The sequence below is a fragment of the Allorhizobium sp. NPDC080224 genome (assembly GCF_050281005.1).
Classification (GTDB): domain Bacteria; phylum Pseudomonadota; class Alphaproteobacteria; order Rhizobiales; family Rhizobiaceae; genus Allorhizobium.
The window spans coordinates 1,117,281-1,132,075 of the sequence record NZ_JBNNWJ010000001.1 but is presented as its reverse complement, the minus strand read 5'-3'; the positions used below and the strand labels follow the sequence as shown (position 1 = coordinate 1,132,075).

The following is a 14,795-nucleotide window of genomic DNA, read 5'->3' as shown; positions in this document are numbered from 1 at the left end:
ACTGGCAGCGTCGCGGCTCGTCACTGTGTCTTCCGGCCTGTTTTACCCTGCCCCGTCCGACCCGGGTCCAGCATTATCGGCACCGGGCATTACAAGATTTCGTATGAAAGATAGACAAGCCGTTCATATTTTAGCTCTTCATTTATTTTTTGTATGCATTTTACCTCCATCTGATTTTCGCGGAACCAGCGGAGGGGCTGCTGGGCGATTGGAGGACACATGGGATTTCCGGGCTTTTCGAATGCACGAACTGTTGCCAAGACCCTGGCGCTCGATGCGCTCCAGGCAAACGTCATGGTGGCGGACGCCAATCTCAACATCACCTATATGAATCCTGCGGTCATGGAGCTGCTCAAGGAGGCTGAAGCCGACCTGAAGAAGGAATTGCCGAAGTTCAGCGTTGCGAGCCTGATCGGCAGTAATATCGACGTGTTTCACAAGAACCCCTCGCATCAGCGCAACATGCTGGCCGCGCTGAAGAACCGCCACAGCGCGACGATCACCGTCGGCAACCGGGTATTCGACCTGCTCGTCACACCGCTCAAGGAAGGTTCGAAAACGGTGGGCTTCGTGGTCGAATGGGCCGACGCCAAAGCGCGCCTGCTGAATTTCGATTATGCAGCACAGATTGCCGCGATCTCTCGCTCACAGGCAATCATCGAGTTTACCGTCGATGGCAAGATCACGAGTGCCAATCAGAACTTCTTCAACCTGATGGGCTATTCGCCGGCGGAGATCATCGGGCAGCACCACAGCATGTTTGTCGACAAGGCGCATGCCAATTCCGAGGAATACAAGAAGTTCTGGCAGACGCTGCGTGATGGCCAGTATGTCGCCGCTGAGTTCCCGCGCATGACCAAGGGAGGCAAGGAAGTCATCATTTCGGCTTCCTACAACCCGATCCTCGACATCCACGGCAAGGTGGTGAAGGTGGTCAAGTTCGCGACCGATGTCACCGCGCGCGTACGGACCGTGAGCTCGCTCGGCGATGCGCTGAAACGCCTCTGTTCCGGTGACTTCGGCTTCCAGTTGACTGAACCCTTCTCCGCCGAATTCGAATTCCTGCGTCACGATCTCAACCGATCGGTTTCGCAGCTCTGCGACACCTTCCGGGAAATCTCGGCCAGTGTCGAGCTGATCAGCCAGGGGACACGGGAAATCACCCAAGGCGTCGGCGACCTCTCACGGCGCACCGAGAGCCAGGCGGCCAATCTCGAGGAAACGGCCGCCGCGCTTGAGGAAATCACCGCCAATGTCGGCTCGTCCGCCCAGCGTGCGCAGGAGGCCCGAACCGTCGCCGGCTCGGCCAAGGCAAGCGCCGAAAAGTCGGGCGACGTCGTGGCTCATGCCGTCGATGCGATGAGCCGCATCGAGGATTCCTCGTCGAAGATCTCCAACATCATCGGCGTGATCGACGAGATCGCCTTCCAGACCAACCTCTTGGCGCTCAATGCCGGTGTCGAGGCGGCGCGTGCCGGTGAGGCCGGTCGCGGCTTTGCCGTCGTTGCCCAGGAGGTCCGCGAACTCGCCCAGCGCTCAGCCAAGGCTGCCAAGGAGATCAAGGATCTCATTCAGAATTCAGCCACGGAAGTCGCTTCTGGCGTGAAGCTCGTCAGCGACACCGGCGGGGCGCTGAAATCGATCAGTCAGCTCATCGTCGAGATCAACGACCATGTCGTTGCCATTTCCACTGCGGCGCGCGAACAGTCGTCCGGTCTGGTCGAGGTCAACAGCGCCGTGAACGGCATGGACCAGATGACCCAGCAGAACGCGGCCATGGTCGAGGAAAGCAGTGCCGCCGCCTCGACGCTGTCGACGGAAACAGACAAGCTGCGCGGCATGATCGGGCAGTTCAATCTCGGCGACCAGCAGTCCGGCGCGGCTGCCTTCCGGATGAACAGGGCTGCCTGAGCGGCCCAGACACACGTGCCCGCGCGGACGACCCTGGTGTCATCCGTCGCGGGCCGTCGATCCCCGCGACACAAGCTGATAGCCGAGATCGACGACCTTTGCCGGATAGGCTCCCGATCCGGAGGCGCGGATGATCATGTCCACGGCGCGGTAGCCGATCTCGTAGCGGGGAACGCGCACCGACGTGATCGCCGGAAAGGCAAAGCCGGCATATTCGAGATCGTTGAAGCCGCAGATGCCGAAATCACCGGGGACGGCAAGCCCCCGCCGCTGGCATTCGAACAACACGCCGAGCGCAATATCGTCATTGTGGCAGAAGGCGGCATCGGCATCCGGAAACTCGTTTCTCAGCCGATCCAGCAGATGACAGCCGAGGCCTACGCTTGTGCTGCTGTCGATCGAAAGCACGAGGGCCGGATCAAAAAGCCCGGCCTCCTCCAGCACGGCCTGAAAGCCCTCCTGCCGGCGCCGGCCACGAAAATCCCAGGCACCACCCAGCATGGCGATGCGCCTATAGCCCTTCGCAAGCAGATGCCGCGTCGCCGTCTCTGCGGCCAGACGGTGGTCGATCCCGATCGCCATATCCGTCGGCTGGCGGCTGACATCCATGATCTCGACCACGGGGCACGGCGCGCGACGTAGGAGATCGTCGATCGCGGGATCGCCGATCTGGCCGACATGGATGAGGCCGGCGGGGTTCTGCGACATGAAGAAGCGCAGCTGGCGTAGCTGATCCTCGCTGTTGCTGTCGGCGTTGGCATATTGGATGCGCAGGTCGGAGGGACGAACGCGGTCCTCGATGCCGCGGATGAGGGCGAGGAAAGCGTGGCTGGTCAGGCCGGGCGAGAGCACGCCGACGAGACCGCTGTTCTTGCTGGCAAGGGCGCGGGCCGCAAGATCGGGCACATAGCCCATCTCCTCGACAACCGTCAGGATCGTGTCGCGCAGCTGCGGCGAGACTTTTTCCGGGTCGCGCAAGGCGCGGGACACGGTGATCGCGCTGACACCGGCCCTTTGCGCCACGTCGGAAAGGGTCACCTTGTCCTGGCGCTGACGACGTTTTCTCGTCCCTGGGATCATGCTCACCCGACCAGTTTGATTGCAATCATTGGTGGCAGCCTCGGCCGGACCAAACACCCCCGCCCGCCTCGTCGAATACAATTCAAGATAGCCTAATCTTCCTTCCTCAGCAATGACTTGCAGAGGCAATCCCCATCCAGGAGCGAAATTGGGGAAGTGTATCCGCTACCACTGTTTGCAAGATATACAACTTGACCGGACGAGAGATACGGACAGCCGACGCCGCAGATCAACTGCGGGCAGTTCTATATCAGGGACAAGTGGGGAAATTTCGGGAAATTAAACTGGTCGGAGTGGAGTGATTCGAACACTCGACCCCCACGTCCCGAACGTGGTGCGCTACCAGACTGCGCTACACTCCGTGACCAGCGGCGCTTCTATAGACCAGCGATTTTCGTTTCACAAGCAGGGAAACGCAAAATGGCTGAAGAAAGTTGAAGTTTTCGTGACGCGGACTGCATGCTGCTGAATTCATTGGCTTAAGAGTCGTTGATCGACAGCTATTCGCCAGGCTGCAGCGATCGCTCGGCGCAGGAGTGCGGCGCGGCGTTGCGGGGAAGTCACCCTTGGAAAAATTACACGGCACAAGCGGCTGCGACCGTTTCGCCTGTGCCGGTTTCGCAGTAAAGCAGGTAAGGGCCGGATGTGCTGGCGGCATGGCGTCGAGGACGGCCCTCATGGGGTTCAAGGGACAGTGACGATGAATTTGCTGAAAAGCACGACGACCGGACTGATCGCAGCGCTTTGCCTGGCTGCTGCAGGCTGCACGACGGTGGGTGGAGCACCGACGAACGAGATCGAGGCGCGTTGGAACGGGCAGCAGGCCGGGGCCTTCTTCGCCAAGTTCGGACCGCCCGTCTCGGATGCGGCCTCCGGTACGGCGACGCTCTATACCTGGCGCGGTGGCTTCAAGACCCGGGTCGTGCCAGCGACATACGAGGATCTCGGCGACGGCAAGAGGGGCAAGATGCTGACCCGCGCGCGCACGGAATATCTGCGCTGCGAGGTCCAGCTGACGGTATCCTCCGACTACATCATCCGCAGCGTTCGCACGGTCGTCGACCGTCCGGGCACAAATGGCGGCAAGAGCTATTGCGCGGAGTTCCTGACAGCGAGCTGATCCCCGCCGCGCGATCCCGGAAATGGAAAAGCCTCCCGCCAGCATGGCGTGGAGGCTTTTTCTTTCCAGGTCCGGTCCAACCGGACGGGCTTCGTGGCATGGGCCGTGCACCAATCGCCGCCGGGGCCTCATGCCCTCTGAACACCCGGTTTAGGGCGTGCGCGGGAGGACGCCGTGGATGACGCCCTCCCCGATACGCAATACTGAAACCGAGCGCTTCGCGACGCACTACCTTGGTGGAAGCCCCCCTTTATAGGAAGATCAAGGTTAACAGTTACCTTACAGACCGCAGAATTTATGGTTAATTTTCAGTGACCTAGCAGCAGCGCAGAAAGTCGCGCCGGCACGGCGCAGGTCACCCTGAAAAGCCTTGAAAACCAGGGGCAACAGCGTTTCGTGATCATTTGCGCACTTGACGATGTTCTTGTTTTGTTCAAGATCACGATCATGACCCAGACGATCGATACCCTTGGAAAAGCGCTTCGCCACAACATGCTGGTGGTTGCCACCTGTCGTGAATGTCAGAACCAGGGTCGGTTTCTCGCCAAGGATCTCGCAAGCTTCTACGGCCACGGCCGCGACCCCTTCTCGCTGAAGTTCCGCTGCAAGCAATGTGACACGCGCAACTGCAAGATCACCCTGATGGAAAACCCTTACGACCGTACGCCGGAGACCATCGTCTGGCGCCCGGTGAAGGTGAAGCTTTGAGTTAACGGGTGCTCCCGAACTGCCACGGTCTCGGAAGGAAGCCTAGCGCAGATCCGGATAGCCCGCTGCGATCGCCGCCTGTTCATGCGCGAGCAGGATGTCGTAGGCGCTCTCGTCCAGCACCGTCACGTCCTTCAGCCCGAGGGTTTGACGGACCTTGTCAAGTTCGGGTGCGACGATGGCGGCCTTCAGTGCGGCGCGGAGTAAGTCGATCTCATGATCCGAGGCCGACAATCTGGTGATGAAGGGCAGATTGGGGCCGCGTGGGGTCTCAGCGAGGATGACAAGGCCCGCGATCCGCTCCGGGGCATGGCGGCGCAGGAGGTCATGGGTGATGCAGTCGATCGCCGCGAGATCGGCCCGACCATTTCGCACCGCCTCGATGCTGGCGAGATGGCCGCCGGTCTTGAGGATCTCGGTGAAGAAGGCGCGGCCGCCGGCATAGGGGGCGATTGCCGCGCGCAGCAGATTGTAGCCGGAATTGCTGCCGGTTTCGTTGATCGCGGCCCTCAGCCCGCGGCAAGCGGCAAGGTTTGCCGGTGCGTCCTTCTCTCTGACGATGATGACACTGCACATGTCAGCACCGGAGCAGCCCGGGGCCTCGTAGACCGGGGTGGCGACAAGCCGGACCCTGCCCTTCAGATGTTTGACGAAGGGGAAGCCGCAGGTCTGGGCGAGCACGAGGCGCGGATCGAGCCAGGCCTCGTGGTGGGGCAAGGCCTCGTCCAGTGTCTGTGGCAGGCCGACCATGCCTGCACTGCGCAGATGGTCGCGCAGGAAGGCCCAGAGCAACCGTTCAGTCTCGACCACCACGGATGGTGCGACATACATCCGAAGGCTCGCGAGCCTGGTCTCAGGACGCGCGGTCAGGAGTGCCTCGGATGGGTCGGAGCGTCGTGTTTCCTGAAAAGGAAGCGGCGGGCGACATCGAAATAGCCGCGATAGACCAGACCGCCGTTCAGCCGGACGAGGAAATCGCGGTGGCGCTCATAGATGCCGGGCAGCATATACCAGGGCAGCGCCGGCACGCGGTGATGCAGCACATGCAGGTTGTTGTAGAGGAAGAGCAGGCCGAAGAGCGGGCTCCTCTCGACGATCGCCGTGCGCTCCTCATGATTGTCGGCAAAGCGGTGTTCGGCATAGGAGCGCAGACGCGACAGCGCCGTGCCGGAATAGACGAAGCCGAAGAAGAAGAGCAGGAAAGGCATGTCGCAGACGACGAGCACCCACCAGAGCACGATGGCCACACCGACACCATGCCAGGCCCAGAGGCGTCGGCTGTCGCCCTCGCCGCGGATCACCTTGATCGCCTCGTGCCAGAGAAAGGAGGCGAGGATGATCGCCGGGCCAACCGTCAGGCGGCCGATCAGGGTCAGATTGAACTCCCACAGCGTGCGACCAGCCCAGCCGAACCGCTCCCAATCTGCCCGGGTGAAATAGTAGGATTCCGGATCTTCGATTGGGTCGGTCAGGTGTTCGTCGCGGTGATGGGCAAGATGACTTTCCCTGTACACATGATAGGGCAGCCAAAGCGAAATCGGCGGAAACCCGATCGCATCGTTGAGCCATTGATGGCGCGTCGGATGATGGTGGATCACCTCATGCTGCAGGGACCCGTGCCAGGCGATCAGCCAGGCCCCCAACGGCACGAGGATCAGAAGCGGAATGTCGCGCCAGAAATAAGTGAGGGCGATAAATCCCCCGTAGATCAAAAAGGCCAATGCGACGGTCGGCCATTCGATGCGCGCAATGCGCGGTATTGCGATCTCACCCTCGGCAAGATGTGCCATGCAGTCCCCATAGACGAATCTCCTATGGACGTTCAGACTAACTGTGTGCCTGCAGGCCTGCTAGAATAAAAGCGGCAGAAAATGCCGCGAAATGATCACAAAGCGGCGGAAATCGGCGGAAAATGTAGATCCAGCCTCGGCGAGCGCCTCCTTTGATAGGGTGCTGGCAAGTCAACCGCATCCCGGCATCTCCCGCGATTGAAACCATCTGGTGAATGGGATAAGCGAAAGCTTCATTCCACACTCAGATTTTAATCCGGTGACATCGAACGCCCCATGGCTGCAGAAACCAAGAGCCATCTCGAGGTCTTCCTCGAGAACAGAACGGCCCTGGTGAGCTATGCTGCCAGGCTCCTGGGTTCGCGTGACCAGGCCGAAGACATCGTGCAGGATGCCTTTCTGCGGCTGAAGCCGGAGGATGGCGTCGGCTATGCGCCGCGGCAAATCCTTGCCTATCTCTACAGCATCGTGCGCAACCTCGCCTTCGATCAGTTGAAGCGGCGCAATGTCGAGACGCGCGGGCGCGAGGTCGATCCGCCCTTCTGGATCCTGCCGCAGGATCCGGGCTCGCCCGAAGAGACGGTTCTCTTCGCCGACCAGGCCCGCGTCGCCCGTGAGGCGCTGGAGGGGCTAGCCCCCGATGCCCGCCGGGCGATCGAACTCTACCGCATCGAAGGCTGGACGCTGGAGGCGATTGCGGGGGAACTCGGAATTTCGGTTGCGACCGCCCATCGGCTGATCCGCAGCGGCATGGTCAAGATCGCGCTCTCCATGGATCGGGCGAGCCATTGATGGGGGCGACAGGGAAAAATGCCGGGGTAAAGATGAAAAAAATCAGGGCGTCGATCGTATCTTCAACAGGCACAGATAAACGTGCGATAGGCGCGGCCATGTCCTGCGGTCACTGCCAATCGCGTGCCATCGTTGCGGGACAGCAACGCAGCAGTCAGGGAACGGTCGGCCGGTGAGCGTCACGGATCATCCACAGCAGCAGCAGGAGCGGCTTCTCGAAGAGGCGATGGACTGGCTGATGCGCCTCAACGATGCACCGACAGATGCAGCGCTGATCGCGGCCTGGGACGACTGGCTGCAGGCTTCGGAAGCCCATGCCGGAGCCTGGGCCCGGATCTGTCGCACCTGGGCGGCCCTAGGCGAGATGCCAACTGCTGCACCGGAACCCGCCGTGCCGGTTATCGGCACCGTCCCGAACCGATCCACATCTGTGCAGGGCTGGCGGCTCTCCCGCCGCAGTCTCGGTCTTGCGGCCGCCGCGTTTATGTCCGCAGCCCTGGTCGCCGTTGTCGTTGCTCCTACCCTCGAGATGCGGTTCGAGGCGGACTTCCGCACCGGCGCCGGCGAGACGCAGATCGTGACGCTGGCGGATGGATCCAAGGTGACGCTCGCCCCTGAAACGGCGCTGGCCGAGGACTTCGACGGAGGCGCGCGGCATGTCCGTCTCATCTCCGGCGAGGCGTTTTTCGAAGTCGAACGCGATACCGCCCGCCCCTTTGTCGTCGCGGCGCCGGATGCATCGGTCCGCGTGCTCGGCACGGCCTTCAGCGTGCGCGATACCGGTCACGGCACGCGGGTGGAACTGGCGCATGGGGCGATCGCTCTGACGCCAGAGGCGGCAGAAGACCGCACAGAACTAACGCTCCAGCCCGGTGACGTCGTGAATGTCGAACGTGCCGACGGCAAGACGGAGCGCAGCCAGGTCGACCCCGCCGATATCGCGCTCTGGCGGACGGGCAAGCTTGCCGTCACCGACCAGCCGCTGGGCGACGTCGTGGCGCTCATCCAGCGCCAGCACTCCGGCTGGATCGTCATGCCCGAAAGCGACATTGCCGCTTTGAGGGTGACCGGCCTCTATGATCTCAGCGATCCCGACAAGGCGCTGATGGCGCTTGTCGCACCCTTCGGGCTGCAGGTCCGCAAGGCCTCGCCCTATCTGCGGATCATCTCCAGTCGATAATTTTTAGGTTCAATATCAATCGACTAGATGGAAAGAGGCATACCAGACGCAAAAAATTCGGACGACACTGAAAAACTTGTCTGAATTACTCGTATTTTCATCTAAGCAGAGCCGAGATTGGTTTCTGCATGGAAATGAGTATGCGTTCGACGAGACTGCCCGCGAAGCAGGACGCCTTGATCAGCGCGGCGTGGCACCGCCGGCTGACGGGGACGGCTTGCGCGCTTTCGCTTCTGGCGGGGGCCTCCAGCCTGCCAGTCGCGGCGCAGACGGCAGCCGGTAGCGAGACCGTGCAGGCGTATGACATTCCGGCACAGCCACTTGCGAACGCATTGCGCGCCTTTGGGCAGCAGTCAGGGCTGCAGGTGTCGCTCGCGGCGGAGCTTGCCCGCCACACGCGCTCGGCCGCCGTCTCCGGCGCCCTGACGATGGACACGGCGCTCGCGCAAATGCTTAACGGAACCGGCCTAGCCTATCGCATCGACAATGGCGTCGTCGTCATCGGCGACACGTCGCCCGCCCTGCCCGGCGATATCTCCGCCACTGACGGCTCCACCGTGATCGACGAGATCAAGGTCACCGATCGGCGGATCCAAGGCGGCGTCAGCACAGTCACTGTTGACGCGGAAGCGCTTGCGGAGCGCAATCCTTCCGACATCGCCGATGTCTTCCGTGACACGGCGGGCGTCAGCGTCGGCAGCTCGATCGCGACGTCGCAGAAGGTCTTCGTCAACGGCCTCGAAGAGACGACGCTTGCCGTCACCATCGACGGCAGCCGGCAGAACAACCGCGTTTTCCACCACAATGCCACCAACCTGATCGACCCCGCCCTGTTGCGCAGCGTCACCATCGACGCCGGCATCGCCCCGGCCGATGCCGGTCCCGGTGCGCTCACCGGCTCGATCGCCTATGAGACCCGGACCGTGAAGGATCTGCTGTCCGAGGATGGTTTCGGCGGACTGGTGTCGGAGACCTATGACAGCAATGCCGAGACCTTCACCACCGGGCTCGGTGGCTGGGCGATGCAGGACGGGTTCGAATTCCTCGGTTTTCTCAACTATGGCAAGGGAGAGAATTACCAGGCCGGCAATGGCGAGGAGGTCCGCGGCACCGCGACCAACCTTTTGAGCGGCCTTGGCAAATTCGCCTACGAAGCGGAGAGCGGCGAGCGTTTCGAGATCAGCCACGAGCGCATCCGCGACGATGCCGAGCGGCCATTCCGCGCCAATGCCAGCGTGGTGGCCACCGGCCGCAGCTGGGAACCGCGCTACAGAAACTACAAGCTCGACCGGGACAACACCGTCTTCACCTATAGCGACACCACGCCGGAAGGCTGGTGGGATCCGCTGGTTCGACTCGCCTATAGCCACAGCGCGGTCGAAACGCCTGTTTATTTCGATGACGGCAGCGGCAACCCGGCGTCCTATGCGGGCCGGGGCGCAAGCGGAAGCCTGAACGGACGCGTGCAGAACAGGTTCGCGCTCGAGAATGGTGATCTCGTTGCCGGTCTCGATTTCTACAGCGACCGGATCGAGCTCGATACGGCACGCGACGCGGAGGATGCGGCAGAGACGGCCCGGAATATCGGGGTCTATGCCCAGGCCCGTCTCGAACCCTTCGAGGCAACGCGGCTGTCCTTCGGCGGGCGGGCCGATCGGCAATGGTTCGAGGGCACCACGGGCCAGACATGGGATCATGCGGGCCTGAGCGGCAATGCCGCGATCGAATACGACCTCACGAGCGTCCTCACGGCAAAAGCCGGCGCCTCGCATGTCTGGGCCGGCATTCCCTTGGCGGAAGCCTTCATCATGAACCCCGGCTGGTCCTATAGCGCGCCAGGGCCGGAGGTGACGACCGCAGACAACTTGATGGCCGGTCTCGAATTCCATCACGATGGTTTCACGGCGGAAGCGAGCCTTTTCCGCAGCCGCATCCATAATGCGCGCGTTGCCAAATTCGCGGTGGCGCTCGCCAACCAGAACTACGAGGTGGAGACCGAGGGCTTCGAGCTTGCGGCGGGCTACGACTGGATCGACGGTTTCATCAAGCTGAAATATGCGCATATCGACGCCGAGATCGACGGCCGGCCGGCGGATTCCGATACCGGCAATTACCTGACCACGCCTGTCGGCGACATCATCGTGCTCTCGGCTGGCCATAGCTTTGCCGATTGGGGTCTGACCATCGGCGGCGATGTCGAGATAGCGCCGGAATATACCTCCGGCGACGCGACCTACCGATCCTATGAGGTTGTGAACCTCTTTGGCGAATGGAAACCCGAAGCGCTGCCGCACATGACGTTTCGCGCGGAGGTGCTGAACCTTCTGAACGAGACTTATGCCAGCCGGGCAACCTACGGCCAGGAATTCGGCAATGTGACGCCGCTGCACGAGAAGGGGCGAAGCTTCCTTCTCTCCGTCAAGGCGACCTTCTGACAACAAGACTGCATCGCGCCTGAAGGCGCGGGGCTAAACCACGACCACCTGCTTACGTTTCGGAGAGACCGCAATGACCATCCGCCCCTTTACCCGCCGCGCGCTGATTGCCGCCGGCCTCACCCTTGCCGCCCTGCCGGCGCTGGCACTCGATGTCGAGACCTATACCGGCAAGGTCACTGTCGAGGGAACACCGTCGAAGGTCGCCGTCTTCGACATTGCCGCGCTCGATACGCTGCTGGCCATCGGCGTGATGCCTTCAGGCATTCCGGAAAACCTGTATCTGCCGGAACTGTCTGATCTGAAGGGCAAGGCCGAGGTTGTCGGTGACATCTTCGAGCCGGATCTCGAAGCCTTGAGCGCACTTGAACCAGACCTGATCATCGTTGGCGGCCGCTCCTCCGGCAAGGAGAAGGAAACGGTGAAAGTCGCCCCCTCGCTCGACATGACCATGGACGGCGTCGATGTGGTCGAGCAGGCACGCGAGCGGGCCACGACCTATGGCGCGATCTTCGGCAAACAGGCGGAGGCCGAGAAGGCGGTTGCCGATTTCGACGCCGCACTTGCCCGCGCCAAGGCCGCCGTTCAGGGCAAGGGCAAGGGTCTGATCCTGATGACCAACGGGCCGAAGATCACCGCTTACGGGAACGATTCCCGCTTCGGCTGGGTGCACAAGGCGCTCGACCTGCCGCCGGCTGTCGAAGATGTCGAGGCCGCCACCCATGGCGAGCCGGTCTCCTTCGAATTCATCGCCAGGGCCAATCCCGACTGGCTGCTGGTGCTCGACCGGGCCGCCGCCATCGGCGCCAATGACCAGAATGCCAAGGCGACGCTCGACAATGCGCTGGTCGCCGAGACCACGGCCTGGAAGAGCGGCCAGGTGATCTATCTGCCGTCGGCGGATTTCTACATCGCCGCAGGCGGCCTCAAGGCCACCGAACGGGTGCTGGCGGCGATCGAGGCCGCATTCTCCGCCAGCCAGTGATGTCTGCCATCTCTGATACACCACATCGCCGCGTGATGATTGGCGCCGGGCTCTGCCTGGCGCTTCTCGTCATGTTGAGCCTTGCGATCGGCGTGCAGGAGATGTCGCTCTCCGGCAGTGACGGGGCGATGCCCTTTGCCGATCTCATGGCCATCAGCCGGCTGCCGCGCACGCTTGCCGCCGTGCTCTGCGGTGCGGGGCTGGCGGTCGCCGGCCAGATCATGCAAACGCTGACGCGCAACCGTTTCGTCGAGCCCTCGACGGCTGGCACCGCCCAGAGTGCAGCCCTCGGCATTCTGATCGTGACGCTGTTCCTGCCGGCAGCCGGCCTCGGCGTGAAGGCGCTGGTCGCGAGCGGCTGTGCGCTTGCCGGCACCGCGCTTTTCCTCGCGACCGCCCATCGCCTGCCGCCGGAACAGCCGCATCTCGTGCCGCTCTTCGGCCTTGTCTATGGCGGCGTGGTCGGGGCTGCCGTCACCTATGTCGCCTGGCAGAGTGATCTCCTGCAATATCTCGACATCTGGACCAATGGCGAATTCTCCGGCGTGCTGAAGGGCCGCTACGAGCTGCTCTTCGTCGCCGTCGTCATCGTCGCAGCGGCGATCGTGATTGCAGACCGGCTGACGATCATGGCGCTCGGCGAGGATCAGGCGACCAGCCTCGGCATCGATTATCGCCGCATGACGCAGATCGGGCTGGTGCTTGTCTCGGTCATGTCGGCGCTCTCGGTCGTCGTGGTCGGGCTGATCCCCTTTGTGGGCCTTGTGGTGCCCAATCTCGTCTCCCGTATCTCGGGCGACAATCTGCGCGGCACGCTGCCGCTCGTGGCGCTCGGCGGGGCAATCCTTGTGCTCGCCTCCGATATCGCGGGGCGCCTCATGCGCTTTCCTTACGAGATCCCCGTCGGCACGGTTATGGGCGTGATTGGACCTGCCGTCTTCCTCTGGTTCATCCTCAGGGAGCGGCGCGATGCGTGACCGGATCGTTATCGGCCTTCTCCTCTGTCTGGCGCTCTTAGCCGTCATCGCCTTCATGACGGTCAACCTGCGCGGCAATATCGCTTTTGCGCTGGAGCTGCGCGGCATCAGGCTTGCCGCGCTTGTAACCGTCGCGGTTGCCATCGCACTCTCGACCGTCACCTTCCAGACGATCACCGGCAACCGCATCCTCACCCCGTCAATCATGGGCCTCGATGCGCTCTACCAGTTCGGTCAGGCAGCACTCGTCTTTGCGTTTGGCGGGCTGGGTTATGTCTCGCTCTCGCCGCATCTGAAATTCGGCATGGAGGCATCCGCCCTGATGCTGCTCGCCTTGGTCATCCTCTGGCCGGCGCTGAAGAGCCGGATGGACCTCACCTTGATGTTGCTCGCCGGCGTGGTCATCGGCGGGCTCTTCCGCAGCCTGACCAATCTCATTGCCCGACTGATCGATCCGCAGGAGTTCGCGGTGGCGCAACGCGCGATGTATGCAAACTTCTCCTCGCCGAATACGGATCTGCTCGTCATCGCAGCGCTCGTCACCGCGATCGCAGGCGCCTTCCTCGTCTCGCGTCGCCATCTGCTGGATATCGCCGCACTCGGACGCGACACGGCGATCGGCCTGGGCATCGCGTGGAATCGCGAGATCATGATCCACCTCCTGGTGGTGTCGCTGCTGGTCGCCGTTTCCACCGCGCTTGTCGGGCCCGTCACCTTTTTCGGCCTGTTGATCGCAGCGCTTGCCGAACGGCTCACATCGTCGCGCCGGCATGCCTCCGTCTTCGTGGTTGCCATGCTTCTCGGCGTCATCGTGCTGGTCGGCGGGCAAACGCTGTTGCAGCACGGGCTAGGCCAGGCCGGAACGCTCTCTGTCGTCGTCGACTTCGTCGGCGGCCTTGTCTTCATCCTGCTTCTGCTTGCGAGGCGCACCCGATGATCGAGATCCAATCCGTCAGCCTTGATCGCGAGGGCCAGCGCGTGCTTGAGGGCATCGACCTCACCCTGCCCCGCGGTGGCCTCACCGCCCTGGTTGGTCCGAACGGGGCTGGCAAGTCGACGCTGCTCTCGCTTGCCGCCCGGCTGTTGCCGCTGCAACAGGGAAGCGTGACCATCGATGGCCTGCCTGTCGCGACCACGCCGGGCAAGGTGCTGGCGAAAAAGCTCGCGATCCTCCGGCAAGACTCTGGCCCGCCGCCGCGCGTCACGGTGCGCGAAATGGTGGGCTTCGGCCGCTTTCCGCATAGCGGCGGGCGAATGACGTCGGAGGACAAGGCGATGGTCGAGGAGGCACTCGCCCGCTTCGAGTTGGAAGATCTCGCCAGCCGCTCGCTCGACCGCCTCTCCGGCGGCCAGCGGCAGCGGGTGATGGTGGCAATGACCTATGCGCAAGACACGGACTACATCCTGCTCGACGAGCCCTTGAACAATCTCGACATGTATCACGCCCGCCAGCTGATGCTGGAGCTGCGCCGGCTAACCGACGAGACCGGCCGCACGATCGTCATCGTGTTGCACGACATCAATCATGCCTCGGCGAGCGCCGACCGGATCATCGCCATGAAGGACGGCCGGATCGAAGCCGATGGCAAACCCGAAGCGATCATGCGCTCGGACGTGCTGGAGGCGATCTACGGTTTTGAAGTGCCGGTGGTCGAAACCGCCGGCATGCGGCTTGCGCTGCAATATGCCCGGATGGCCTAGGCGCGTAAGCCGTCCTTGGTCCGAAGCGCGCTTATGTGGACGGCTGCAGTTGGGCCATCGGGAGAAAACTCCCGGCGGGTTATCGGCGGCATCTCAGCCGCGCGATCCCCGCCGCC

The 14,795-nt window shown here is 62.6% G+C and carries 13 protein-coding genes and 1 tRNA gene; 10 read left to right on the top strand and 4 right to left on the bottom strand.

All coding sequences use genetic code 11. The annotated features are described in order from the left end of the window. Window positions 1-219: 219 nt before the first annotated feature. Complete coding sequence (locus ACQKP1_RS05490) at window positions 220-1,911, top strand: methyl-accepting chemotaxis protein (RefSeq protein ID WP_427274501.1); 1,692 nt, start codon at window positions 220-222, stop codon at window positions 1,909-1,911. A 39-nt stretch (window positions 1,912-1,950) separates the two neighbouring features. On the opposite strand, the gene ACQKP1_RS05485 is transcribed toward ACQKP1_RS05490, so the two are convergent. Together ACQKP1_RS05485 and ACQKP1_RS05480 are read right to left on the bottom strand one after the other, a co-directional pair. Then, window positions 1,951-2,949, bottom strand: a complete 999-nt coding sequence (locus tag ACQKP1_RS05485) for a LacI family DNA-binding transcriptional regulator (RefSeq protein WP_203019947.1) — start codon at window positions 2,947-2,949, stop codon at window positions 1,951-1,953. Window positions 2,950-3,276: 327 nt separating this feature from the next. Then, window positions 3,277-3,353 (bottom strand) — tRNA-Pro (locus tag ACQKP1_RS05480). Window positions 3,354-3,691: 338 nt separating this feature from the next. Between ACQKP1_RS05480 and ACQKP1_RS05475 the strand changes: the two genes are divergently transcribed. Both ACQKP1_RS05475 and ACQKP1_RS05470 read left to right on the top strand, forming a co-directional pair. Continuing rightward, window positions 3,692-4,111: a hypothetical protein gene (locus ACQKP1_RS05475; protein WP_006728140.1), complete on the top strand. Its 420-nt coding sequence runs from the start codon at window positions 3,692-3,694 to the stop codon at window positions 4,109-4,111. 447 nt (window positions 4,112-4,558) lie between these two features. Then, a complete protein-coding gene (locus tag ACQKP1_RS05470; protein ID WP_427274500.1) occupies window positions 4,559-4,819 on the top strand; it encodes a hypothetical protein in 261 nt (86 codons plus the stop codon). 42 nt (window positions 4,820-4,861) lie between these two features. Here the strand turns inward: ACQKP1_RS05470 and ACQKP1_RS05465 are convergent, their stop codons facing one another. Next, window positions 4,862-5,650, bottom strand: coding sequence for a phosphate/phosphite/phosphonate ABC transporter substrate-binding protein (locus ACQKP1_RS05465; protein WP_427274499.1), 789 nt, complete (start codon window positions 5,648-5,650; stop codon window positions 4,862-4,864). Window positions 5,651-5,685: 35 nt separating this feature from the next. After that, window positions 5,686-6,609 carry a fatty acid desaturase gene (locus ACQKP1_RS05460; protein ID WP_427274498.1) on the bottom strand — a complete coding sequence of 308 codons (924 nt, stop codon included), beginning with the start codon at window positions 6,607-6,609 and terminating at the stop codon, window positions 5,686-5,688. A gap of 276 nt (window positions 6,610-6,885) precedes the next feature. Between ACQKP1_RS05460 and ACQKP1_RS05455 the strand changes: the two genes are divergently transcribed. The 7 genes from ACQKP1_RS05455 to ACQKP1_RS05425 all read left to right on the top strand — a co-directional run bounded on the left by ACQKP1_RS05455 (window position 6,886) and on the right by ACQKP1_RS05425 (window position 14,679). Beyond that, the gene (locus ACQKP1_RS05455; RefSeq protein WP_427274497.1) at window positions 6,886-7,401 is read left to right on the top strand and encodes a sigma-70 family RNA polymerase sigma factor; all 516 of its coding nucleotides are present in this window, start codon (window positions 6,886-6,888) and stop codon (window positions 7,399-7,401) included. 172 nt (window positions 7,402-7,573) lie between these two features. After that, window positions 7,574-8,581 carry a FecR family protein gene (locus tag ACQKP1_RS05450; protein ID WP_427274496.1) on the top strand — a complete coding sequence of 336 codons (1,008 nt, stop codon included), beginning with the start codon at window positions 7,574-7,576 and terminating at the stop codon, window positions 8,579-8,581. A gap of 140 nt (window positions 8,582-8,721) precedes the next feature. Beyond that, window positions 8,722-11,016, top strand: coding sequence for a TonB-dependent receptor domain-containing protein (locus ACQKP1_RS05445; RefSeq protein WP_427274495.1), 2,295 nt, complete (start codon window positions 8,722-8,724; stop codon window positions 11,014-11,016). Between the two features lie 73 nt (window positions 11,017-11,089). Next, a complete protein-coding gene (locus tag ACQKP1_RS05440) occupies window positions 11,090-12,001 on the top strand; it encodes a siderophore ABC transporter substrate-binding protein (protein WP_427274494.1) in 912 nt (303 codons plus the stop codon). After that, the gene (locus tag ACQKP1_RS05435) at window positions 12,001-12,978 is read left to right on the top strand and encodes an ABC transporter permease (protein ID WP_427274493.1); all 978 of its coding nucleotides are present in this window, start codon (window positions 12,001-12,003) and stop codon (window positions 12,976-12,978) included. Before ACQKP1_RS05440 ends, ACQKP1_RS05435 begins: the two co-directional genes overlap by 1 nt. After that, on the top strand, window positions 12,971-13,915 hold the full coding sequence (locus ACQKP1_RS05430; RefSeq protein ID WP_427274492.1) for an iron chelate uptake ABC transporter family permease subunit: 945 nt from the start codon (window positions 12,971-12,973) through the stop codon (window positions 13,913-13,915). Before ACQKP1_RS05435 ends, ACQKP1_RS05430 begins: the two co-directional genes overlap by 8 nt. Beyond that, window positions 13,912-14,679: an ABC transporter ATP-binding protein gene (locus tag ACQKP1_RS05425; RefSeq protein ID WP_427274491.1), complete on the top strand. Its 768-nt coding sequence runs from the start codon at window positions 13,912-13,914 to the stop codon at window positions 14,677-14,679. The genes ACQKP1_RS05430 and ACQKP1_RS05425 overlap by 4 nt, the downstream gene beginning before the upstream one ends. Window positions 14,680-14,795 lie beyond the last annotated feature (116 nt).

Coding starts and splice junctions, on each gene's coding strand:
- ACQKP1_RS05490 (WP_427274501.1), top strand. CDS start 220: ATGGGATTTCCGGGCTTTTCGAATGCACGAACTGTTGCCAAGACCCTG.
- ACQKP1_RS05475 (WP_006728140.1), top strand. CDS start 3,692: ATGAATTTGCTGAAAAGCACGACGACCGGACTGATCGCAGCGCTTTGC.
- ACQKP1_RS05470 (WP_427274500.1), top strand. CDS start 4,559: ATGACCCAGACGATCGATACCCTTGGAAAAGCGCTTCGCCACAACATG.
- ACQKP1_RS05465 (WP_427274499.1), bottom strand. CDS start 5,650: ATGTATGTCGCACCATCCGTGGTGGTCGAGACTGAACGGTTGCTCTGG.
- ACQKP1_RS05460 (WP_427274498.1), bottom strand. CDS start 6,609: ATGGCACATCTTGCCGAGGGTGAGATCGCAATACCGCGCATTGCGCGC.
- ACQKP1_RS05455 (WP_427274497.1), top strand. CDS start 6,886: ATGGCTGCAGAAACCAAGAGCCATCTCGAGGTCTTCCTCGAGAACAGA.
- ACQKP1_RS05445 (WP_427274495.1), top strand. CDS start 8,722: ATGCGTTCGACGAGACTGCCCGCGAAGCAGGACGCCTTGATCAGCGCG.
- ACQKP1_RS05440 (WP_427274494.1), top strand. CDS start 11,090: ATGACCATCCGCCCCTTTACCCGCCGCGCGCTGATTGCCGCCGGCCTC.
- ACQKP1_RS05435 (WP_427274493.1), top strand. CDS start 12,001: ATGTCTGCCATCTCTGATACACCACATCGCCGCGTGATGATTGGCGCC.
- ACQKP1_RS05430 (WP_427274492.1), top strand. CDS start 12,971: ATGCGTGACCGGATCGTTATCGGCCTTCTCCTCTGTCTGGCGCTCTTA.
- ACQKP1_RS05425 (WP_427274491.1), top strand. CDS start 13,912: ATGATCGAGATCCAATCCGTCAGCCTTGATCGCGAGGGCCAGCGCGTG.